The organism is Enterobacter cloacae complex sp. GF14B (assembly GCF_004136805.1).
Lineage (GTDB): Bacteria > Pseudomonadota > Gammaproteobacteria > Enterobacterales > Enterobacteriaceae > Enterobacter > Enterobacter hormaechei_C.
On sequence record NZ_QFRV01000020.1, the window covers coordinates 1 to 20,926 of the forward strand.

Consider the following 20,926-nt stretch of genomic DNA (forward strand, 5'->3'; position numbering starts at 1 on the left):
CGGCCCGGTTAAAGAGCAGTGACTGCGCGTAATGCAGCCCTGCCGCCGTCAGCTGTAGCCCGACGTACGCCACGCCCAGCCCGGCGACCAGGCCGAGAGGCAAATAGCTTTTCGCTACCATGTTATCGATGAAATAGCTGATAAGCAGCGGACCGGTCACCTCCGCAATCGCGGCGATCCACAGCAACAGCACGGCGATGGAAAGCGGTTTGCGCCACGGTGAGCCATAGGCCAGCAGCCGTTTTAACGTCGGCCACATCTGTCCAAACTTACGCATCGGCCACCTCCTCATCCAGCGCGGCTTCAAGCTGTTGATAGCGGTACATATCCCGATACCAGCCGGTCTGCCCGGCGAGCTGCTCATGCTGACCACGCTGGGCAATATGTCCGTGCTGAAGCACCAGAATTTCACTGGCTTCGGTAAGCGCCGACAGACGGTGCGCGCTGATGATGACCGTGCGCCCCTCTCCCCACTGGCGAAGGTTATGCAGAATTTGATGTTCAGTACGCCCGTCAACCGCGGACAGCGCATCATCCAGAATCAGGATCTCAGCGTCCAGCAGTAGCGCGCGGGCAATAGAGATACGCTGTTTTTGTCCGCCGGAGAGCATAACGCCCCGCTCACCCACTTCCGTGTCGTAGCCCTGCGGCAGGCGCAGAATATCCTCGTGGACGCTGGCCAGACGCGCCACGTGCTCGATCTGGTCCTGTGTCGCCGTCGGACACCCGAGCGCAATATTGTTGGCAATGGTGTCTGAAAACAAAAACGGCGTCTGGCTGACGACCGCCAGGCGGCTGCGCCAGTCATCCAGCAGCAGACGTGGCAGAGGGATGTCGTGGAAACGGATATCGCCTTCGCTCACGTCAAAATGGCGCTGAATCAGTGACAGAATGGTGCTTTTACCGGAGCCCGTCGGGCCGCAGATGCCCAGCATCTGACCAGGACGCAGCGTGAAACTGACGTTCTCAAGCACCGGATGTTCCGTTTGCGGGTAGATAAAGGCGCGGATATCAGCCTTGAGAATACCCGGACCTTCCGGTACCGGCTCGCTGCCATCGTTCACGACCGGCACTTCCGCCAGCATGGCGCGGATACGGCTGTAAGCGGCGCTCCCACGTTCAACGATATTAAACATCCAGGCCAGCGCCAGCATTGGCCAGATCATCAGCCCAAGGTACATCGCAAAGCTGGTTAACTGCCCGAGGGTCATGGTGCCTCGCACCACCATCCAGCTGCCGCCGCCCACCGCCAGCAGGTTCGCCATACCAATCGCAATATAAATTGTCGGATCGAAACGGGCATCAATACGCGCCACGCGCATGTTTTTCGCGCCGGTATCGGCGGCGTCGGCGGCAAACAGTGCGGACTGACGGTCTTCCAGACCAAACGCTTTGATCATGCGGATGCTGGTCATGCTCTCCTGGGTGCGATCGTTCAGCGACGAGAACGCCGCCTGCGCCAGCTTAAAGCGTTCATGGAGCTGCTCGCCGTAGCGGTTAATTGCCAGCGCCATCAGCGGCATTGGCAGCAGCGCCAGCAGCGTGAGCTCCCAGCTAATTTGCGTAGACATCACAATTAATACCGCACAGCCCATCACCAGGGAATCCACCAGCGTTAACACCCCTTCACCGGCGGCAAACACCACGCGGTCTACATCGTTAGTGGCGCGGGCGATGAGATCCCCGGTACGGTGACGCAGATAAAACTCAGGGTGCTGGCGGCTCAGCTGACGGTAAAAGTCCTCGCGCAGCTCAACGGCAAGCTGATAGGACGCACCGAACAGTAGCACGCGCCAGACATAACGCAGCAGGTAAACCACCACGGCCGTCAGCACCAGCGTACCGACCCACATCATCACCCGTGCGGCGGTGTAATGTTGTTCGCTAACGCCATCCACGACGTAGCCCACCACTTTGGGGGGGATCAGTTGCAGAATGGCAATGATAATAAGCAGGGCCACTGCGCCGAGGTAGCGTTGCCACTCCCGACGAAAGTACCAGCTTAATTGGGCAAATAATCGCACGCGGTCTTTTCCTGAAGGTATTTTAAGAAGTTATTCAATGGGTAACGCTGTGGTGTATTTAATCTGTTCCATGGCGAAGCTGGAGGTGACATCGGACAAGCCCGGTACGCTATTGACCAGCCGCTTGTAAAAATCATCGTAGCGCTTCATGTCTGCCACCTGAACGCGCATCAGATAGTCGTATTCCCCCGCCATGCGCCAGAAGCCGAGCACCTCGGGCATGTCGGAAACCTGCGTGACGAAGCGGCAGTACCATTCGCTGCTGTGATGCTGCGTTTTTATCAGGACGAAGGCGGTCAGTCCAAGCCCCAGTTTTTCGGGATCCAGCAGCGCCACACGTCCCAGCAGAATGCCATCATCTTCCAGCTTCTTGAGGCGCTTCCAGCACGGTGTGGTGGTCAGATTAACGGCATCTGCCAGCGCCTGCAAAGAGAGGGTACAGTCGCTTTGCAGCAAAGAAAGCAGCTTACGGTCAATTTTATCTAACATAGCCACCTAGAAGAGAAAATTATTCTCCTTACATTCTATTTTAAAGGTCAGATAGCAACAATTTTTTCTGTGCTTTTCGCTATGCTGGGCACAAAATGACAAACGGATAACTACGATGAATAGCACCTGGGTTAAACATGCCATCAGCGAAATAAATGCCGACTATCAGCGCTCGGCAGACACCCACTTAATACGCCTGCCTCTGCCGGGATTTCCCGGTATTCAGCTCTATCTGAAAGATGAAAGTACCCATCCTACCGGTAGCCTGAAGCATCGCCTGGCGCGTTCACTCTTTTTATACGGTTTATGTAACGGCTGGATTAAAGAAGGCACCACGATTATTGAATCGTCGTCCGGATCAACTGCCGTCTCCGAAGCCTACTTTGCCCGCCTGTTGGGTCTGCCGTTTATCGCCGTGATGCCCTCATGCACGGCGAAACGTAAAGTTGAACAGATCGAATTTTACGGCGGACGCTGCCACTTTGTGGACAGTGCCTGCGAAATCTATGCGGCCTCCGAAATGCTGGCCCGCGAGCTGAATGGTCACTATATGGACCAGTTCACCTTCGCCGAACGCGCCACCGACTGGCGCGGCAATAATAACATTGCGGACAGCATTTTCCGCCAGATGACCCATGAGCCGCATCCTGTCCCCTCTTACATTGTGATGAGCGCGGGCACGGGCGGAACCTCCGCCACCATCGGACGTTATATCCGCTGTCAGGGTTATGATACGCAGCTGATGGTGGTTGACCCGCAAAACTCGGTGTTCCTCGATTACTGGCAATCCCGCGATGCGAGCCTGCGCAGCCCCGTGGGGAGCAAGATCGAAGGGATTGGTCGCCCGCGCGTCGAACCCTCGTTCATTCCGGACGTTGTGGATGAGATGCTCCGCGTGCCGGATGCCGCCAGCGTCGCGACGGCGCACTGGCTGGAGACACAGCTTGGCCGTAAAGTCGGGGCTTCTACCGGCACCAATATGTGGGGCGCGCTACAGCTGGCCGCGAGGATGCGTGAAGAAGGCCGTACCGGCTCTGTCGTCACGCTGCTGTGCGACAGCGGGGAGCGATACCTGGACACCTATTACAACGCAGAATGGGTGCAGGCCAATATTGGCGATGTTGAGCCGTGGAAAGCGCAGATTTCGCAGCTGGTGAAATAAAAAAAGCCAGGCTTAGCCTGGCTTGCTGGAAGGGTCTCACTATTCGGGGGAATACGGGAGGTTATTTTTGTCCAGCCAATGCGTCAAAAAATGGGACACCGCTTCGTTACGACAGTGTCCGATAACCGGTAAATGCGGGAGCGCGGCGATAAGCTGCGGCATCGCGTTCCCCATAATCAGCCCACGACCTACGTTGCTCAGCATCTCGTGGTCGTTCATGGCGTCACCAAAGGCCATACAGTCCTGCATCGTCAGCCCAAGATGATCGCTCAGCACCGCCAGCGCGGATCCTTTGTTACAGCCCACCGGCAGCACTTCAAGACAGTCCACCGCCGAGAAGGTCAGGTGCGCCCGTTCGCCCAGCGCCTCGTTAAGCTGAATACGCAGACGGCAGAGATCGTCGTGATCGCCACAGAAGCAGATCTTGGTCACCTTGTGTGCCGGAATGCGGCGCAAATCGATAAGCTGATATTTAAAGCCGCTGTAAACGTGTGCGTGCAGCAAGGCCGGGATCTCACGCCCGGTAAACCAGCCTTCATCATTAAAAACATGCACGCTGGCCTGCGTATCCCAGGTGCTGTGCAGGACAATGTCCGCCACCTCCGGATTCAGATCCTGACGGTGCAGCACATCGCCGTCGACGGAGTGAATGCGCGTTCCGTTGCCGGTGATCAAGAACGCATCGAGGGCAAATGTCCCCAGCAGATGGCGCATCTCCAGCACATGACGACCAGTAGCAAACGTCAGGGTAACTTCACGCTCGCGCAGGCGCTTAAGAGTGTTCAGGGTTTTCTCCCCTAAACGGTGATCCGGCATTAACAGCGTGCCGTCCATATCAAATGCAGCGAGCCGAGCCATGATTACTCCCGAAATGTGATGCGGTTAACTTGTGCATCAGTATTACGTGGGATATACGGAAGTAATAGTGAATAGATGATAATTATTGTTCCGGGTTTTTCATGCGCCAGCTTAACCGTCTTAACCAGTATCAGCGTCTGTGGCACCCGTCTGTCGGTGCACCGCAGCAGGTGACCATCAGTGAACTTGCCAGCCGCTGCTTTTGCAGCGAGCGACATGTTCGCACCCTGCTGCGCCAGGCGCAGGAGGCGGGCTGGCTAAGCTGGCACGCCCGCTCCGGACGAGGTAAGCGTGGGGAATTACGCTTTCACGTCACCCCGGATTCGTTGCGTAATACGATGATGGAAGAGGCCCTGAAAAGTGGACAGCAGCACAACGCGCTGGAGCTGGCCCAGCTCGCGCCTGAAGATTTGCGATCGCTGCTGCATCCGTTTATGGGCGGACAGTGGCAGAACGACACGCCGACGCTGCGTATTCCCTACTATCGCTCGCTGGAGCCGCTTCAGCCGGGGTTTCTCCCTGGCCGGGCGGAGCAGCATCTGGCGGGACAGGTATTCTCTGGTTTGACGCGTTTTAATGGTAACAGCAGTGAACCCACGGGCGATCTGGCGCATCACTGGGAAGTCTCTGCTGACGGCCTGCGCTGGCATTTCTACATTCGCTCCACCCTGCACTGGCATAACGGCGATAAAATAGAGACGGCACAGCTCCGGCAAAGCCTGACGGCGCTGTTATTGCAGCCCGGCATGGGCACGCTGTTCCGCAGCGTCTTACGTATCGAAACCACGCACCCGCAGTGCCTGACGTTTATTCTCCATCAACCTGACTACTGGCTGGCGCACAGGCTGGCAACCTACTGTAGCCGTCTGGCGCATCCCGATTACCCTGTGGTAGGCAGCGGTCCCTTCCGGCTAAGCGTTTTTGAGCCTGAACTGGTGCGTCTGGAAAGCCACGAGCAGTATCATCTTGGCCATCCGTTGCTTAAGGCTATCGAGTACTGGATCACGCCCCAGCTTTTTGACTACAGTCTGGGCACCAGCTGTCGCCACCCGGTGCAAATCGCTATTGGCGAGGCCGACGAACTGGCCAGCCTGCGGCTGGTGAGTAACAGCACCAGTCTGGGCTTCTGCTACCTCACGCTAAAACAGAGTCCACGTCTGAGCGAACTTCAGGCAAAGCGGCTGATTAATATCATTCATCTCTCAACGCTGCTGCACACGCTTCCCCTGAACGAAGGACTCATCACTCCTACCGAGGAACTGCTTCCCGGCTGGGCGATCCCCCAGTGGCCTGATTTAACCGACGTTGCGCTGCCAGAGGCATTGACGCTGGTCTACCACCTGCCGGTTGAGCTTCACACCATGGCCAGCCAGTTAAAAGCATACCTTGCGCGGCAGGGTTGTGAACTGACCGTCATCTTTCACGACGCCAAAACGTGGGACGGGTGCCAGCAGCTTGCCGATGCAGACATCATGATGGGAGACAGACTGATTGGCGAAGCGCCGGCGTACACGCTTGAGCAGTGGCTCCGCTGCGATGCGCTCTGGCCGCATCTGCTGAGCGCACCGGCATTCGCCCATTTGCAGGCCACGCTGGATGCGGTGCAGTCGCAGGCCGACGAGCGTGACCGACACGCAGGACTTCAGGCTATATTCAGCCGGTTAATGGAGACAGCCGTCCTGACGCCGCTCTTTAACTACCAGTATCAAATCAGCGCGCCTCCGGGCGTCAACGGCATATGCCTTAACACTCGCGGCTGGTTTGACTTCACCGAAGCCTGGCTTCCTCCACCAAACGCGTGAAGAAGCTGGTCGCCGCTTTAGCCAGGCGTTAACATGACGCTTTTACTGTAACTGTCGAGATGATCTATGAAACGTGCCGTCGTCGTGTTCAGCGGAGGACAAGATTCCACCACCTGCCTGATTCAGGCGCTTCACCAGTATGATGAAGTGCACTGCGTCACTTTTGATTATGGTCAGCGTCATCGCGCTGAAATCGATGTCGCTCGTGAACTGGCTCTCAAACTGGGCGCCCGCGCTCATAAAGTGCTGGACGTGACGCTGTTAAATGAACTGGCCGTCAGCAGCCTCACCCGCGACAGCATTCCGGTGCCTGATTACGAACCTGATGCCAGCGGCATTCCGAACACCTTCGTACCGGGCCGCAACATTCTCTTCCTGACCCTGACGGCAATATACGCTTATCAGGTGAAGGCCGAAGCGGTGATCACGGGCGTGTGCGAAACCGACTTCTCTGGCTACCCGGACTGCCGGGATGAATTCGTGAAAGCACTCAATCACGCCGTCGATCTGGGAATGGCAAAAGAGACCCGCTTCGAAACGCCGCTGATGTGGCTGGATAAGGCTGAAACCTGGGCGCTGGCCGACTACTGGGGCAAGCTGGATGTCGTTCGCAACGAGACCCTGACCTGCTACAACGGCATTAAAGGGGACGGCTGTGGGCAGTGTGCCGCCTGTAACCTGCGCGCGAACGGTCTGAATCATTATTTTGCGGATAAAGCGGGCGTTATGGCCGCAATGCAGAAAAAGACCGGGCTGAAATAAGGGCTACCTGACCGTGCTGTCGAACAGTTTTACACCGGCAGCACGGGTAATTTTCATCAGTGTAGTCAGCGTTGGGTTACCATTTTCGGACAGGGTACGGTATAGCTGCTGACGTGAAAGCCCCGCTTTGGCTGAAATCTCTCCAATACCGCCGCGCGCTTCGATAACGCGTCTGAGGGCAATCAAATAGGCTGGGATCCCCTGGTCCTCGTAAATTTCATCCAGTGCAATTTGCAGATAGAGTTGCGCGTAAGAAGGATTTTCGCGCAGCATTTTGACTACAGCTTCATCATGGCTGACGGTACTTGAGAATTTTCGCTCACTTTTGCTCATGGAGTTTATCCTTTTGATGATCTTTCCAGTAATCTATTGCCAGCATCACATCCGCTTTCTGGCTCTTTTTGTCACCGCCGATCAGCAACAATAAGATTTCCCGATGCTGGACCGCAAAATAGACTCGATAACCGGGACCACAATCAACCTTCAACTCCCAGACACCCTCTCTGAGATAACGGTAATCGCCAAAATTCCCCTTCTCAGCGCGGTCGATTCGCAGAAGGATCCGAAACGCCAGCTCCGGATCCTTTCGTCTCAACTTTGCTACCCAATCCTCAAACGGTATTTTTCCGTCGCGGGTTCGGTAACGTTTAACAACGTAGTCCCTGTTCATGATTTTATCCCTGAAAACCCTTCTTGTCTTTTATAAAAGACAAAAATTTACGCGATCATCAGCTCCAGCTTTTCGCGCAACTCCCCTTCCAGCGGCAACGCTTTCTGGGTTTTGAGATCGATACAGACAAAGGTGATCAGCGCATCGGCCACAATCTGCCCTTCTGGCTCCAGCGTAACGACCTGGCTCAATACACCACTTTTGCCATTCAGTTGTTGGACCTCACTGGTCACGGTGAGCACATCCCCCAGCACAGCCGGGCGGCGGTAGTTAATGTTGATATTGACGACCACAAACGCGATGTTGTGTGCGGTTAGCCACTGGAAGCTTTCGCTGTTCTCCAGGCCGTCCCAGCGCGCCTCTTCAAGAAATTCGAGGTAGCGGGCGTTATTGACGTGCTGGTAAACATCGAGGTGATAACCACGGACTTTGATTTGTGTCTGCATAGCGCAATAGCCTTTCGTTGTTATAGGTTCAGAGGTCATAACTGGTATGACCTCTTTATCCTGGCAAATTTTTGCCGCAGTGCAAGTGATTACGCGATTACAGCGTCAGGTGTGCGAGATTGCGCTCAACCAGCGCGCTGCCCATACCCGGCACCTGCTTGAGATCGTCAAGGGTTTTGAAAGGACCATACTCTTCACGATAGCTGACGATGGCCTGCGCTTTTTTGAGGCCCACGCCATTCATTACGCGGGCAAGATCGTCCGCAGAGGCAGTATTAATACTGACCCGCGTACCCTCGTCCTCAATGGCTTTCGTGCTGGCCGTCGCGTTGGCTTTAACCTGACCTTGTGACGTTGCATCGGCCTGAGTTTGTGCAGCCTGGGCTTTAGATGAGGGTGACGCCGCCAGCGCGCCCGCACTCATCCCGGAAGTGGCAATAGCCAGTGTAATTAACAGTGCTTTGATTCCACATTTCATGCTGTTTTCTCCTTGTTTGTTGACAGCCATGCCACGATAGCCGCACGGGAAAACAGGGACAAACAGCAGATTGCAGAAATGGAAAAGGCCGCGAAAGCGGCCTTTAGTTTTTGCAGAACGTTACGAAAATCTGCGAGCAGACACGTAATTATTGCTCCTGAGTGACCACATCACCCAGCTTGATTTTGGCTTCTTTACGCAGGTTGCTCATCAACGCTTCGAAAGCAATCTGGGCATTGTTCTGGGTAATTCCCTGAACCATGGCCTTCTTCTGCGCGTCTGGCAGCGTGCCGGCTTTCACTTCATCCAGTGCCAGAACCACCACGTTACCCTGCATATCGGTCGTGGTGCCAAAGACAGGTTTGTCTTTCGCCGGCAGGCTCAGACCAAACGCCGCCTGGCTGACAGGATCCTGACCGGTACGGCTCAGCGTTTTTGCTTCGCCAAAGCTCAGGCCAGCCGCTTTCAGCGCATCGTTCTTACCGGCTTTCAGGTCGGCCAGAATTTTCTCTGCATCCAGTTTTGCCTGCTGTGCCGCTTTGTTGTGTTTCACCAGCGCCACCACCTGATCTTTCACTTCCGCCAGGGGCTTCACTGCCTCGGCTTTGTGCTCGCTGACGCGCAGTACGAACGCACGATCACCGTCAACGGTAATGATATCTGAGTTACTGCCCGGCGTACCATTCTCACCGACCAGACCACCATTGAAAATGGCATCTGAAACCGGTTTGAAGTTCAGTTCTTCCGGCAGGTTTTCGTGGCTGAACCAGCCCGTCTCAACCGCTTTCACGCCAGCAGCCTGCTCAGCGCCCGCCAGTGATTCGTTGTCGTTGCTTGCGGCATCGCTCACTTTCTGTTGCAGCGCATAGAAGGCATCCAGCGCTTTCTCCTGCTTCACTTTCGCAGCGATATCATCACGAACGTCAGCCAGCGGCTTGGTTTTCGCCGCCACAACATCGTCCAGACGCGCCACCAGGAAGCCGACGGAGGATTTGATTACACCAGACAGTTGGCCTTTCTCTTTCAGGCCTGCATTTTTCAGCTCATCCGGGGTAGTTGACTCTTCCAGCCAGCCCATATCACCGCCGTTTTTGGCAGAAATAATGTCGGTAGATTTTGCTTTCGCTAAGGTGGCGAAATCAGCGCCTTTGTTCAGCTCGTCCAGCACGGCTTTCGCTTCTGCTTCCGTTTTGGTCTGGATCACGCTGTAACGGTTACGCTGCGGCTGAGTGAACTGATCCTGATGCTGGTCGTAATAAGACTGGATCTCGGCGTCAGTCGCATTTTCCTGCATCGCCGCTGCATCCAGCTTGATATAGCTTACGCGGAACTGTTCCGGAGAGATGAAGTTGTTCTTGTTTTGCTCGTAGTAAGCATTAACTTCAGCGTCGCTAACCTGCTGTTTCGCTGCCAGTGCGTTGACATCAATCGTCGCTTCACGCACCACGCGTTGCTGCGCCACCAGTGCCGCCAGCTCTTCAGTTTCACCTTTCAGCATGAAATCGGTGCCCACCACCGCGTTGATCAGCTGTTGCGTGGTCAACTGGTTACGCAGTGCCTGAGCGTACTGGTCAGCCGTCATACCCATCTGGTTAACAATGCTGTTGTAACGCGCGTTGTCGAACTTCCCATTAGACTGGAAAGCCTGCGTCGAGAAGATGGCTTTTTTAACCTGCTCATCGCTGATGCCCAGACCCAGGCTTTTCGCGTACTGATCCAGCAGCGCCTCGTCAATAAGGCGGTTTAGCGTCTGCTGACGCAGGTTTTTCATATAGCCTTCGTTGGCTGCAAGTTCAGAGTATTGGTCGCCCAGCTGTTGCTGCATGCGGTTACGTTCACCAGCAAAAGCGTTCTCGAACTGCCCACGGCTAATTTCCTGGCCATTCACTTTTGCGGCGTAGTTCGCGCCACCGCCGATGAGGTAACTACTCACACCGGTCAATATGAACGACACGATAATGATACCGAAAATAATCTTGAGCACGAGACTGTTAGCAGCCGTGCGTAAGCTGTCCATCATGGTGTAACAACACTCCGCTGTAGGTGACTGGTTACCTGACGCTGACGGAAAATCCTGACCGTCGCGCGTAAAAGCGTATTGTGACAAGAAAACAGGGCAATTGTCAGCCCACAACTCGCATAAACTCGCACAAATCAGGTCTGGACAAACAAAAAAGGCACATCAAACGATGCGCCCTTGTACTTTTCAGCTTCCCTGGAGCGGGAAAGCAATCAGTTTACTGCGTCTTTCAGCGCTTTACCTGCACGGAAACCCGGCACTTTAGCGGCAGCAATGGTGATCTCTTTGCCGGTCTGAGGGTTGCGGCCAGTACGGGCTGCACGCTCTTTAACCGCAAAAGTACCGAAGCCTACCAGTGCAACGTCGTCCCCAGCTTGCAGAGATTCAGTAACAGAAGCAATTAAAGCATCTAAAGCACGTCCAGCTGCCGCTTTAGAAATATCAGCACCCGCAGCAATTTTGTCAATCAGTTGAGATTTATTCACTGTTCTCTTCCTCTCTTTATAATTTATATCGCACCTGAATCCTTCACAGCGCGACCGCGCAGCAGTTATATCAGTCCTGCTATGACCTTACAACACCCGTTGTTGATGGCTAACCCAATCAGCAATCTAAATTAGCTATACAAAAAAAGGCTGGCAAGTACGAAATGACTTACCAGCCTTGTTTTTATTGGCGCTCTTTGCGCGAGGTCACTATTTTGCAGTTACAACCTGCATTCCGGACGGTTCATTTTGCAGTGCGAGAGTCAGAACTTCCTCAATGCGTTTCACCGGATGGATCTGCAAATCGGCAATAACGTTGTCCGGAATCTCTTCCAGATCGCGTTTATTCTCGTAAGGGATCAATACGGTTTTGATCCCACCGCGGTGTGCCGCCAGCAGTTTTTCTTTTAATCCGCCGATAGGCAGTACCTGACCACGCAGCGTAATTTCACCGGTCATGGCCACATCAGCACGAACCGGATTACCTGTCAGGCAGGAAACCAGCGCAGTACACATGGCAATACCCGCGCTTGGGCCATCTTTCGGCGTCGCCCCTTCCGGAACGTGAACGTGAATATCGCGTTTTTCGTAGAAATCAGGGTTGATACCCAGTTTTTCCGCACGCGCGCGCACCACGGTCAGCGCCGCCTGGATGGACTCCTGCATCACTTCACCCAGCGAACCGGTGTAGGTCAGCTTGCCTTTGCCCGGAACACAGGCGGTTTCGATGGTCAGCAGATCGCCGCCCACTTCCGTCCATGCCAGACCGGTCACCTGACCAACACGGTTTTCGTTGTCTGCGCGACCGTAGTCGAAGCGTTGAACGCCCAGGTACGCATGCAGATTGTCGCCGTTAATCACAATGTGCTTCAGGCTCTTATCCAGCAGCAGCTGTTTCACCGCCTTACGGCACAGCTTAGAGATCTCACGTTCGAGGCTACGCACACCCGCTTCACGGGTGTAGTAACGAATAATGCCGACAATGGCGCTGTCCTCAACGGTCAGCTCGTTGGCTTTAAGCGCGTTACGCTCAATCTGCTTCGGCAGCAGGTGCTGTTTGGCAATGTTCAGCTTCTCGTCTTCGGTATAACCGGACAGACGGATCACTTCCATACGGTCCAGCAGCGGTGCCGGAATGTTCATGGAGTTCGACGTCGCCACGAACATCACATCGCTCAGGTCGTAATCCACTTCCAGGTAGTGATCGCTAAACGCCACGTTCTGCTCTGGATCAAGCACTTCCAGCAGCGCCGACGCCGGATCGCCACGCATGTCTGAAGACATTTTGTCGATCTCATCGAGCAGGAACAGCGGGTTTTTGACGCCCACTTTCGCCATTTTCTGGATAAGCTTGCCCGGCATGGAACCGATGTAGGTACGGCGGTGACCGCGGATTTCCGCTTCATCACGCACGCCGCCCAGCGCCATACGGATGTACTTACGCCCTGTCGCTTTGGCGATGGACTGGCCCAGAGAGGTTTTACCCACCCCTGGAGGCCCTACCAGGCACAGGATTGGGCCTTTGATTTTGTTCACTCGGCTCTGTACCGCGAGGTACTCAAGAATGCGGTCTTTCACACGTTCCAGGCCGTAGTGGTCGGTATCCAGGATCTCCTGGGCCTGACGCAGGTCTTTTTTGACCTTGCTGCGGGCATTCCACGGAACCTGCACCATCCACTCAATATAGCCGCGTACAACGGTCGCTTCCGCCGACATCGGAGACATCATTTTCAGCTTCTGCAACTCAGCTTCAGCTTTCTCTTTCGCCTCTTTCGGCATCTTCGCCGCGTCGATCTTACGCTTCAGCGCTTCGTTTTCATCCGGCGCATCGTCCATCTCGCCGAGCTCTTTCTGAATGGCTTTCATTTGCTCGTTCAGATAGTACTCACGCTGCGATTTTTCCATCTGCTTTTTGACGCGGTTGCGAATGCGCTTCTCAACCTGGAGCAGATCGATCTCAGACTCCATCATCGCCATCAGGTATTCCAGACGTTCGTTAACGTCGGACATTTCCAGCACGGACTGTTTGTCAGCCAGCTTCAGCGGCATATGCGCAGCGATGGTATCCGCCAGACGTGCAGGATCGTCGATGCTGTTCAGCGACGTCAGCACTTCAGGTGGGATTTTCTTATTCAGCTTGATGTAGCCTTCGAACTGGCTGATCGCGGTGCGTACCAGCACTTCCTGCTCGCGCTCATCAAGTTCCGGTGAATCAAGGTACTCTGCCTTCGCAGAGAAGTGCTCGCCATCGTCTGACAGAGTGGTAATACGCGCACGCTGTAAGCCTTCCACCAGCACCTTCACGGTGCCGTCTGGCAGCTTCAGCATCTGCAAAATAGAGGCCACGGTCCCGACGGTGAAAAGATCGTTTACACCCGGCTCATCCGTTGATGCTTCTTTCTGCGCGACCAACATGATTTTTTTATCATGATCCATGGCGGCTTCGAGGCAACGGATAGATTTTTCCCGCCCTACAAATAAGGGTATGACCATGTGCGGATAAACCACCACATCGCGCAACGGCAATACGGGGATTTCAATGCGTTCAGAACGCTCAGGATTCATAGAGCTCTCTCTTAGTTTAGTGTCCGCCAGGTAAACTGGTCATGTAACTGTGCTTCACACAACCATTAACATGTAATCCAGTATATGGGGATGTTTCCCATACATTCAACGCCACGAATACGGAAAAAGTAAAGGGGAGATAAAATCCCCCCTTTTTGATTAACTGATTGTATGAAATGGTGAATTATTCGCCAGATGCCTGCTGCGCTTCCGGTTTACCGTAAATCAGTAACGGCTTGGTCTGGCCACCAATGACGGACTCGTCGATCACGACTTTTTCGACGTCTTCCATAGAAGGAAGATCGTACATCGTGTCGAGCAATGCTGCTTCCACGATAGAACGCAGGCCACGGGCACCGGTTTTACGCGCCATCGCTTTCTTGGCAATCGCGTCCAACGCTTCGTCACGGAATTCCAGCTCAACGCCTTCCAGATTAAACAGCGCCTGATACTGCTTGGTCAGCGCGTTTTTCGGCTCTTTCAGGATCTGAATCAACGCGTCTTCGCTCAGTTCGTTCAGGGTCGCCACAACCGGCAGACGGCCGATAAATTCCGGAATCAAACCGAATTTGATCAGATCTTCCGGCTCAACCTGCGCCAGCAGCTGGCCTTCGTTTGGTTTTTCAGACGTGGCTTTCACCGTTGCGCCAAAACCAATGCCGGAGCCGGTTTCCACACGGTGAGAGATCACTTTATCCAGGCCTGCAAACGCACCACCACAGATAAACAGGATCTTAGAGGTATCAACCTGCAAGAATTCCTGCTGCGGATGTTTACGCCCACCCTGCGGTGGAACAGCCGCAACCGTACCTTCAATCAGCTTCAGGAGCGCCTGCTGCACGCCCTCGCCCGAGACGTCACGGGTGATGGACGGGTTGTCTGATTTACGAGAGATTTTGTCGATCTCATCGATATAGACGATCCCGCGCTGGGCTTTCTGTACGTCGTAATCGCACTTCTGGAGCAGCTTCTGGATAATATTTTCAACGTCTTCACCCACATAACCGGCTTCGGTCAGGGTGGTGGCATCCGCCATAGTGAACGGAACATCCAGCAGGCGCGCCAGCGTTTCTGCCAGCAGGGTTTTACCGGAACCGGTAGGCCCGATCAGCAAAATGTTACTTTTGCCCAGTTCTACGCCATTGCTGGTATCGCCGTTACGCAGACGTTTGTAGTGGTTGTATACCGCCACCGCCAGCACTTTTTTCGCCTGCTCCTGACCAATAACATAGTCGTCCAGGTGGTGGCGAATCTCGTGTGGCGTTGGTAACGCGCTGCGCTCACGGTGCGGCGCGACTTCTTTAATCTCTTCGCGAATGATGTCGTTACATAAATCGACGCATTCGTCGCAGATATACACGGACGGCCCGGCAATCAGTTTACGCACTTCATGCTGGCTTTTGCCGCAAAAAGAGCAGTACAGCAGTTTGCCCGAACCATCTTTGCGTTTATCTGTCATGAGTCCAAACCTCTTTTTAAGTTCTATGTGCCGCACATGACGACGCAAATGCCATTCTCAGACGCAAGCTGCTTACAGGCAACGTGCCGCCCTACCTTAGTATAGCGGCACACTCGCGTCGCGGGCATCAATTACGATGGGTCAAAATGGAGTCGACTAAGCCGTACTCAACTGCCTCTGGCGCAGAGAGGAAGCGATCGCGCTCGGTATCGCGCTCGATCTGCTCGAGAGGTTGACCCGTATGCTGCGCCATAAGTTCATTCATGCGCGCTTTTACTTTCAGAATTTCTCGGGCGTGGATTTCAATATCCGTCGCCTGGCCCTGGTAACCACCCAGCGGCTGGTGAATCATCACGCGGGAGTTAGGCAGGCAGAAACGCTTACCTTTCGCCCCTGCGGTTAACAGGAAAGCCCCCATGGACGCCGCCTGCCCCATACAGATGGTGCTGACATCCGGCTTGATGAATTGCATGGTGTCATAAATAGACATGCCCGCCGTAATCACACCGCCCGGCGAGTTGATATACAGGTAAATGTCTTTTTCCGGGTTTTCCGCTTCCAGGAACAGCATCTGCGCCACGATCAGGTTAGCCATATGGTCTTCCACCTGGCCGGTCAGAAAGATAACGCGTTCCTTGAGCAGACGGGAATAGATATCGAAAGAACGCTCACCGCGTGAGGTCTGTTCAATAACCATTGGCACCAGCGCCATATGGGGTGCAAAGTTATCTCGTTCGCCACTGTATGACATTTCCGTCTCCTGGTTCAAAATTGAAAACACCTGCTGTACTGATTGTAACCTTATGGACGGATTATCAGCCAGTCTCAATCATCGTGATTACATACTAATGGGGGTCGCCATGCCCTATTTCAAGCATAACAACGTTTTGTTGTAACGCTAACACTGAAAGGGCGTTTTAGCACCCTTCCAGGACTAAAGCTGTGATAAAAAAAACCCGTCGCCGGAGGGCAACGGGTTTTTTGTTCAAACTTTAAACCGTTGGGGCGAAATTACGCCTGCTGGTTCATCAGTTCGGTGAAAGAGGTCTCTTTTTCGGTGACTTTCGCTTTCGCCAGTACCGCTTCTACAGCCTGCTCTTCCAGCGCGACGTTGCGCATGTTGTCCATCAGCTCTTTGTTCTTACCGTAGAACTCGATCACTTCTGATGGATCTTCGTATGCAGAAGCCATCTCTTCGATCAGGCCTTTCACACGCTCTTCGTCAGCTTTCAGCTCGTGGGTACGAATCACTTCGCCCAGCAGCAGGCCAACAACAACGCGACGTTTCGCTTGCTCTTCGAACAGCTCGCGTGGCAGTTCCATCGCTTGCTGCTGGTTGCCACCGAAGCGCTGTGCAGCCTGACGGCGCAGAACGTCGATTTCGCTGTCGATCAGGGCAGCAGGAACGTCGATGTCGTTCGCTTTCACCAGACCTTCAATCGCCTGAGACTTCACGCGGTTACGTACAGCGCCGTTCAGCTCGCGCTCCATGTTTTTACGCACTTCGGTACGCAGGCCCGCAACAGAACCGTCTTCCACGCCGAAACGCTTGATGAATTCTTCAGTCAGTTCTGGCAGTTCGCGCTCTTCCACTTTCTTCAGGTTGATAACGAACTTCGCTGCTTTACCTTTCAGGTTTTCAGCGTGGTATTCTTCAGGGAAGGTCACGTCGATGGTGAACTCTTCGCCCGCTTTGTGGCCTTTGATACCGTCTTCGAAGCCTGGGATCATACGACCCTGGCCCATCGCCAGTACGAAATCAGACGCTTTACCGCCTTCGAACTCTTCGCCGTCTACAGAACCGGTGAAGTCGATGGTTACGCGGTCTTCTGCGTCAACAGCGCCTTCTTTCTCTTTCCAGTTCGCCTGCTGCTTACGCAGGGTATCCAGCATGCCGTCAACGTCTTCGTCGGTCACGGAAACGATCGGTTTTTCAACTTCGATAGATTCCAGACCTTTCAGCTCAACTTCCGGGTACACTTCGAACTCTACGGAGTAGGTGAAGTCTTCGCCCTGCTTGTATTCGCCTGGAACGTAGTTCGGCGCACCGGCTGGATTGATTTTTTCTTTGATGATCGCGTCGATAAAGTTGCGGCTCATCAGTTCACCCAGCACATCCTGACGCACGGAAGCGCCATAACGCTGAGCAACAACATTCATTGGTACTTTGCCCTTGCGGAAGCCGTCAATACGTACTTTTTTTGCTACGTTGACCAGCTCGCTTTTCACAGCAGTTTCGATGCTGTCAGCAGCGATAGTAATCGTTACACGGCGGCCAAGGCCTTGAGTGGTTTCAACTGAAACTTGCATCTTGTTACCTCAAAAAAATCACAGTGCTCGGTCAACTCTGAATCTGTCTGTTATACCGGGATGCTCTCTTATGTGCAGATTCACATTCCCTGTCGCCAGAATCATCCCGAAGACATTCAATAAGACGCGGCATTATAGCGGCATCACTTAGGTGAGTCGAGAACGGTTGGAGCATGTTGCTGCGGCTTTTTTCACACTTTAAGGCTATTTTTAGCCTTAAAAACGCGCCATCCGCTCAAAACTCAGACAAAACAAAACGGCCCGAAGGCCGTCTTGACGAAATCTGTAAGCAACATACTGGAAAAACTCCGGCGGTTGCAAATCCGATTTATCAGGCGATGGTGCCTGCACCCCGACAAGGCGGTGATGCGAATACCGTATCCTGTAGCCCTTCCCATTCCTTAATGGTGTAGGTATGCAGCGCCAGCGCATGTACGGTTGTGGAGAGTTCTTCCGTCAAGGTGCTGTAGATCAAGCGGTGTCGGTTCAGGAAACGTTCTCCCGTGAAGCGATCGCTGACCAGAACCACTTTAAAGTGGCTTTCAGAACCTGCCGGCACGTTATGACGATAGCTTTCGTCGACAACTTCGAGAAACACAGGGTTGAACGCTGCCCTTAATTTTTCTTCTATCTGTTCACGTATCATCATGAAATCACTCCTCCGACAACGCTAAGATGTCACCCATCCCTTTAAATATTAGCCGCTTTTACCGGTTCCATTACACCTTGACAACAAATATTTAGCTTTCGTCTGATTTTCTCACCCAAACGAATGAAGTTCACTATGAGGTTCATACGTTTTGTCACTTACAGGCAGAGAAAAGCGGAAAGGTGGTCAGTTTTCGGACAAGGCGATGAATTTACATGCGTTGACCACTTCCCCTGGCCGTTAGCGATGTTATGATGGCGGCAATTTTTCTCTCTTTGCTTACGATTCGTTGAGAACCCGAAAATGTTAAAAAAACTCTTCTTTCCGTTGGTAGCACTCTTTATGCTCGCCGGCTGCGCGACTCCGCCGACGACCATTGACGTTTCACCAAAAATTACCCTGCCTCAGCAGGATCCAAGCCTGATGGGCGTTACGGTCAGCATTAATGGCGCCGATCAGCGTCAGGACCAGGCGCTGGCGAAAGTGACTCGCGACAACCAACAGGTCACGCTGACCGCCTCCCGCGACCTGCGCTTCCTGTTGCAGGAAGTGCTGGAGAAACAGATGACCTCCCGCGGCTACATGATTGGCCCAAGCGGCGCGGTTGATCTGCAAATCATCGTGAACAACCTGTACGCTGACGTCTCCCAGGGTAACGTTCGCTACAACATTGCGACTAAAGCCGATATCGCCATCATCGCTACCGCGAAGAACGGCAACAAAATGAACAAAAACTACCGTGCGAGCTATTCCGTTGAAGGCGCATTCCAGGCCTCCAACAAAAATATCGCTGACGCGGTTAACAGCGTGCTGACTGACACCATTGCCGACATGGCACAGGACACCAGCATTCACGACTTCATCAAGCAGAACGCCCGTTAATCCTGCTGACTGACCCGGTGCTTCACCGGGTCAGTTCATAAGAACATGTCCAGTCACTACTTACGCATTTTCCAGCAACCGAAATCAGCTATTCTGCTGATCCTTGGTTTCGCCTCCGGTTTGCCCCTTGCGCTCACCTCCGGCACGTTACAGGCGTGGATGACGGTTGAGAACATCGATCTTAAAACCATTGGTTTCTTCTCGCTCGTCGGCCAGGCTTACGTTTTTAAGTTCCTGTGGTCGCCGGTGATGGATCGCTATACCCCACCGTTCCTCGGGCGCCGTCGCGGCTGGTTAGCGATGACGCAGGTGCTGCTGTTGCTGGCCATTGCCGCAATGGGTTTCCTTGAGCCGTCAACACAGCTGCGCTGGATGGCCGCGCTTGCGGTGGTCATCGCCTTCTGCTCCGCTTCGCAGGACATTGTTTTTGACGCCTGGAAGACGGACGTCCTGCCAGCGGAAGAGCGTGGTGCCGGTGCGGCAATCAGCGTGCTTGGCTACCGCCTGGGTATGCTGGTTTCCGGCGGGCTGGCCCTCTGGCTTGCCGACCGCTATCTCGGCTGGCAGGGAATGTACTGGCTGATGGCCGCTCTGCTGATCCCCTGCATTTTTGCCACGCTATTCGCGCCTGAACCGAGCGATGTGATTCCGGTTCCCCGCTCGCTGGAGCAGGCCGTTGCCGCACCGCTCCGCGACTTCTTTGGTCGCAATAATGCCTGGCTGATCCTGCTGCTGATTGTCCTTTATAAGCTCGGCGACGCTTTCGCCATGAGTCTGACCACCACCTTCCTGATCCGCGGCGTCGGGTTTGATGCGGGCGAGGTCGGCGTGGTGAACAAAACCCTGGGGCTGTTTGCCACGATCGTCGGCGCGCTGTACGGCGGCGTATTGATGCAGCGTCTGTCGCTGTTCCGTGCTCTGCTGATCTTCGGCATCCTTCAGGGCGCTTCGAATGCCGGTTACTGGCTGCTGTCGATCACCGACAAGCATATGATCAGCATGGCGACGGCGGTATTCTTTGAAAATCTGTGCGGAGGTATGGGCACTGCGGCATTTGTCGCCCTGCTGATGACGCTGTGCAATAAGTCATTTTCCGCCACCCAGTTTGCCCTGCTCTCTGCCCTCTCAGCCGTCGGGCGCGTGTACGTAGGTCCCGTCGCGGGCTGGTTTGTTGAAGCCCACGGCTGGCCGACATTTTATCTCTTCTCGGTGGTGGCGGCTGTGCCGGGGATTTTATTGTTGCTGGTCTGTCGCCAGACGCTGGAATATACCCAGCGGACGGAACACTTCATGCCGCGCACGGAATATCAGGCTGCCTACCGGTTTGCCCTGCGTCTGCTGATGGCAGGTTGTCTTGCGCTGGTAGTGTGGCTCGCGGTACTCATTATCAATGCGACGACCACCTTGTCGCTTCCTTTTGAAACCCAGCTGCTTGATGCAGGCGTGTTTCTCGCCATCGTGGGTATCCTGACCGGTGGGATGCTGGATTTTATGTCATTGCGGAAAACGCAGATGACATGAAGTAAAAAGCGAAAGGTTATTTCCCGTTGTAATAACGACACGAAATTATAACGGCGAAATAACCGCCATCGGCAAAAAAAAATATTTGTTGTTTTGTGCGGGATAGCATTCGGAAATTATTGGAGCTTATTTCGCTACGCTATTTTCCGTTAAACGATTCAGCATGCGAAAGATTGAATTTTCGTTTTTTAGTTGTCTTTTTATTGATAATTAATTGTTAATTATTTGTGTATTTTCCGCAATGGTTATACCAATTGTCCCTTTTGCGGTATGCTGGGGCACCCTTTCGTTATAACGCCCACTCCGTGCGGCTTCCCCCGGAAAACGCGACATAATTTGCAACA

General features: G+C 53.9%; 19 protein-coding genes and 1 pseudogene. 5 read left to right on the plus strand and 15 right to left on the minus strand.

Annotation, left to right across the window (positions count from 1 at the left end; translation table 11 throughout):
* From DD606_RS09160 to DD606_RS09170, 3 genes and pseudogenes are all read right to left on the minus strand, one after another.
* Positions 1-277 (minus strand): annotated as a pseudogene (locus DD606_RS09160) (multidrug ABC transporter permease/ATP-binding protein); the annotation flags it as partial.
* Positions 270-2,024 carry a SmdA family multidrug ABC transporter permease/ATP-binding protein gene (locus DD606_RS09165; RefSeq protein WP_063158558.1) on the minus strand — a complete coding sequence of 585 codons (1,755 nt, stop codon included), beginning with the start codon at positions 2,022-2,024 and terminating at the stop codon, positions 270-272. The gene DD606_RS09165 and the pseudogene DD606_RS09160, both read right to left, overlap by 8 nt.
* A gap of 30 nt (positions 2,025-2,054) precedes the next feature.
* On the minus strand, positions 2,055-2,513 hold the full coding sequence (locus tag DD606_RS09170) for an Lrp/AsnC family transcriptional regulator (protein WP_015571267.1): 459 nt from the start codon (positions 2,511-2,513) through the stop codon (positions 2,055-2,057).
* Positions 2,514-2,628: 115 nt separating this feature from the next.
* On the opposite strand from DD606_RS09170, the gene DD606_RS09180 reads away from it, so the two are divergent.
* Positions 2,629-3,675 (plus strand): PLP-dependent cysteine synthase family protein, encoded by a 1,047-nt coding sequence (locus DD606_RS09180; RefSeq protein WP_003859036.1) that lies wholly within the window; start codon positions 2,629-2,631, stop codon positions 3,673-3,675.
* 39 nt (positions 3,676-3,714) lie between these two features.
* On the opposite strand, the gene cof is transcribed toward DD606_RS09180, so the two are convergent.
* Positions 3,715-4,533 (minus strand): HMP-PP phosphatase, encoded by an 819-nt coding sequence (gene cof / locus DD606_RS09185; RefSeq protein WP_003859037.1) that lies wholly within the window; start codon positions 4,531-4,533, stop codon positions 3,715-3,717.
* Positions 4,534-4,634: 101 nt separating this feature from the next.
* Between cof and DD606_RS09190 the strand changes: the two genes are divergently transcribed.
* Positions 4,635-6,335 carry an SgrR family transcriptional regulator gene (locus DD606_RS09190; protein WP_109948427.1) on the plus strand — a complete coding sequence of 567 codons (1,701 nt, stop codon included), beginning with the start codon at positions 4,635-4,637 and terminating at the stop codon, positions 6,333-6,335.
* 66 nt (positions 6,336-6,401) lie between these two features.
* Positions 6,402-7,097, plus strand: coding sequence for a 7-cyano-7-deazaguanine synthase QueC (gene queC / locus DD606_RS09195; RefSeq protein ID WP_015571271.1), 696 nt, complete (start codon positions 6,402-6,404; stop codon positions 7,095-7,097).
* A 3-nt stretch (positions 7,098-7,100) separates the two neighbouring features.
* On the opposite strand, the gene DD606_RS09200 is transcribed toward queC, so the two are convergent.
* The 11 genes from DD606_RS09200 to bolA all read right to left on the minus strand — a co-directional run bounded on the left by DD606_RS09200 (position 7,101) and on the right by bolA (position 18,179).
* Positions 7,101-7,430 carry a DNA-binding protein gene (locus tag DD606_RS09200; protein WP_022650480.1) on the minus strand — a complete coding sequence of 110 codons (330 nt, stop codon included), beginning with the start codon at positions 7,428-7,430 and terminating at the stop codon, positions 7,101-7,103.
* The gene (locus DD606_RS09205; RefSeq protein ID WP_022650479.1) at positions 7,417-7,767 is read right to left on the minus strand and encodes a type II toxin-antitoxin system RelE/ParE family toxin; all 351 of its coding nucleotides are present in this window, start codon (positions 7,765-7,767) and stop codon (positions 7,417-7,419) included. Before DD606_RS09205 ends, DD606_RS09200 begins: the two co-directional genes overlap by 14 nt.
* 47 nt (positions 7,768-7,814) lie before the next feature.
* Positions 7,815-8,213, minus strand: coding sequence for a YbgC/FadM family acyl-CoA thioesterase (locus tag DD606_RS09210; protein WP_023315524.1), 399 nt, complete (start codon positions 8,211-8,213; stop codon positions 7,815-7,817).
* 97 nt (positions 8,214-8,310) lie between these two features.
* The gene (locus DD606_RS09215) at positions 8,311-8,691 is read right to left on the minus strand and encodes a helix-hairpin-helix domain-containing protein (RefSeq protein ID WP_003859045.1); all 381 of its coding nucleotides are present in this window, start codon (positions 8,689-8,691) and stop codon (positions 8,311-8,313) included.
* A gap of 148 nt (positions 8,692-8,839) precedes the next feature.
* Entirely contained in the window at positions 8,840-10,711 is a 1,872-nt protein-coding gene (ppiD, locus tag DD606_RS09225; protein WP_045142051.1) for a peptidylprolyl isomerase, read from the minus strand.
* Positions 10,712-10,923: 212 nt separating this feature from the next.
* The gene (hupB, locus tag DD606_RS09230) at positions 10,924-11,196 is read right to left on the minus strand and encodes a nucleoid-associated protein HU-beta (protein ID WP_002444653.1); all 273 of its coding nucleotides are present in this window, start codon (positions 11,194-11,196) and stop codon (positions 10,924-10,926) included.
* A 210-nt stretch (positions 11,197-11,406) separates the two neighbouring features.
* Positions 11,407-13,761: an endopeptidase La gene (lon, locus tag DD606_RS09235; protein ID WP_006809878.1), complete on the minus strand. Its 2,355-nt coding sequence runs from the start codon at positions 13,759-13,761 to the stop codon at positions 11,407-11,409.
* Positions 13,762-13,945: 184 nt separating this feature from the next.
* Positions 13,946-15,220 (minus strand): ATP-dependent protease ATP-binding subunit ClpX, encoded by a 1,275-nt coding sequence (clpX, locus tag DD606_RS09240; RefSeq protein ID WP_006809879.1) that lies wholly within the window; start codon positions 15,218-15,220, stop codon positions 13,946-13,948.
* Between the two features lie 127 nt (positions 15,221-15,347).
* Positions 15,348-15,971, minus strand: a complete 624-nt coding sequence (gene clpP, locus DD606_RS09245) for an ATP-dependent Clp endopeptidase proteolytic subunit ClpP (protein ID WP_006809880.1) — start codon at positions 15,969-15,971, stop codon at positions 15,348-15,350.
* 260 nt (positions 15,972-16,231) lie between these two features.
* Entirely contained in the window at positions 16,232-17,530 is a 1,299-nt protein-coding gene (gene tig / locus DD606_RS09250; RefSeq protein ID WP_015571277.1) for a trigger factor, read from the minus strand.
* Positions 17,531-17,861: 331 nt separating this feature from the next.
* Positions 17,862-18,179 (minus strand): transcriptional regulator BolA, encoded by a 318-nt coding sequence (gene bolA / locus DD606_RS09255; RefSeq protein ID WP_003859051.1) that lies wholly within the window; start codon positions 18,177-18,179, stop codon positions 17,862-17,864.
* A 303-nt stretch (positions 18,180-18,482) separates the two neighbouring features.
* On the opposite strand from bolA, the gene DD606_RS09260 reads away from it, so the two are divergent.
* Entirely contained in the window at positions 18,483-19,061 is a 579-nt protein-coding gene (locus tag DD606_RS09260; RefSeq protein WP_003859052.1) for a lipoprotein, read from the plus strand.
* Between the two features lie 45 nt (positions 19,062-19,106).
* A complete protein-coding gene (gene ampG, locus DD606_RS09265) occupies positions 19,107-20,582 on the plus strand; it encodes a muropeptide MFS transporter AmpG (RefSeq protein ID WP_023324230.1) in 1,476 nt (491 codons plus the stop codon).
* Positions 20,583-20,926: the final 344 nt, after the last annotated feature.

Bases quoted from the DNA above. Each gene is read 5' to 3' on its own strand.
- DD606_RS09170 (WP_015571267.1), bottom strand. From the start codon at position 2,513: ATGTTAGATAAAATTGACCGTAAGCTGCTTTCTTTGCTGCAAAGCGAC.
- DD606_RS09180 (WP_003859036.1), top strand. From the start codon at position 2,629: ATGAATAGCACCTGGGTTAAACATGCCATCAGCGAAATAAATGCCGAC.
- cof (WP_003859037.1), bottom strand. From the start codon at position 4,533: ATGGCTCGGCTCGCTGCATTTGATATGGACGGCACGCTGTTAATGCCG.
- DD606_RS09190 (WP_109948427.1), top strand. From the start codon at position 4,635: ATGCGCCAGCTTAACCGTCTTAACCAGTATCAGCGTCTGTGGCACCCG.
- queC (WP_015571271.1), top strand. From the start codon at position 6,402: ATGAAACGTGCCGTCGTCGTGTTCAGCGGAGGACAAGATTCCACCACC.
- DD606_RS09200 (WP_022650480.1), bottom strand. From the start codon at position 7,430: ATGAGCAAAAGTGAGCGAAAATTCTCAAGTACCGTCAGCCATGATGAA.
- DD606_RS09205 (WP_022650479.1), bottom strand. From the start codon at position 7,767: ATGAACAGGGACTACGTTGTTAAACGTTACCGAACCCGCGACGGAAAA.
- DD606_RS09210 (WP_023315524.1), bottom strand. From the start codon at position 8,213: ATGCAGACACAAATCAAAGTCCGTGGTTATCACCTCGATGTTTACCAG.
- DD606_RS09215 (WP_003859045.1), bottom strand. From the start codon at position 8,691: ATGAAATGTGGAATCAAAGCACTGTTAATTACACTGGCTATTGCCACT.
- ppiD (WP_045142051.1), bottom strand. From the start codon at position 10,711: ATGATGGACAGCTTACGCACGGCTGCTAACAGTCTCGTGCTCAAGATT.
- lon (WP_006809878.1), bottom strand. From the start codon at position 13,761: ATGAATCCTGAGCGTTCTGAACGCATTGAAATCCCCGTATTGCCGTTG.
- clpX (WP_006809879.1), bottom strand. From the start codon at position 15,220: ATGACAGATAAACGCAAAGATGGTTCGGGCAAACTGCTGTACTGCTCT.
- clpP (WP_006809880.1), bottom strand. From the start codon at position 15,971: ATGTCATACAGTGGCGAACGAGATAACTTTGCACCCCATATGGCGCTG.
- tig (WP_015571277.1), bottom strand. From the start codon at position 17,530: ATGCAAGTTTCAGTTGAAACCACTCAAGGCCTTGGCCGCCGTGTAACG.
- bolA (WP_003859051.1), bottom strand. From the start codon at position 18,179: ATGATGATACGTGAACAGATAGAAGAAAAATTAAGGGCAGCGTTCAAC.
- DD606_RS09260 (WP_003859052.1), top strand. From the start codon at position 18,483: ATGTTAAAAAAACTCTTCTTTCCGTTGGTAGCACTCTTTATGCTCGCC.
- ampG (WP_023324230.1), top strand. From the start codon at position 19,107: ATGTCCAGTCACTACTTACGCATTTTCCAGCAACCGAAATCAGCTATT.